Genomic DNA, 643 nt, shown 5'->3' with positions numbered 1-643 from the left:
TCATCACAACCCCGAATCAATCAGCCGCATCAACGGCGCCGACAGGTCACTCACAGCACGTACCAACCAACCCCACGGGCGGATCGTAAGACAGATCACACTAAAAATCTGCACTTTCACGGAACCACTAGAGCCTTCTTAGGGTATGCACTCGATTCACACGTGCTGATTGTCACTGTGACCGTGACGTTCAGGTGCGGATATCCCAAGGGCGCGGGTGACACCGTTGTGGTGTTACCCGCGCCCTCGATGGCTAGCTGGTGAAGCCGTCTTGGCGGCGTTAGGCCCAGCTGGATCCGACTGCGGAATCGGTTTGGGCCATATTGTTGCCGGCGGCTTGCACCTTTTGGCCGTGGCTATTGGCTTGTTCTTAGATCACCTAGAAGTTACGCCCCAACTGGGTAATGAACTCCTGACAAGCCACAGGCCGAGCATCAGGCCATCGTGCGTGATGTGTTAGCGGCCGGTGACTTCTGGGGGTCCAACGAGGTGGCCTCGGCCAACCCGCCATGTCGCGCATTGCGCGCGGATCGGTCATAAACCGGCGTGATCATTACCTTGTTGTCTTTTCCATCAAGAATGATCTGGTGAGCTGAGCGGAAACCGCCGCGACCAATCACCCCTGCCCTATCCGACACCAGTC

The 643-nt window shown here is 57.2% G+C and carries 1 protein-coding gene and 1 pseudogene; both read right to left on the bottom strand.

Features of this window, described 5'->3' with window-relative positions; genetic code table 11:
* Window positions 1-280: 280 nt before the first annotated feature.
* Window positions 281-427: pseudogene (locus tag F0Q45_RS29805) on the bottom strand (type VII secretion protein EsxI); the annotation flags it as partial.
* A gap of 7 nt (window positions 428-434) precedes the next feature.
* A partial coding sequence (locus F0Q45_RS29800; RefSeq protein WP_262491206.1) for a hypothetical protein occupies window positions 435-643 on the bottom strand: 209 nt, incomplete at its 5' end.

Origin of the sequence: Mycobacterium simiae (assembly GCF_008370645.1) — a bacterium.
Lineage (GTDB): Bacteria > Actinomycetota > Actinomycetes > Mycobacteriales > Mycobacteriaceae > Mycobacterium > Mycobacterium simiae_A.
Note: the sequence above shows the minus strand (reverse complement) of the source record. Positions and strands in the feature narration are given on the sequence as shown.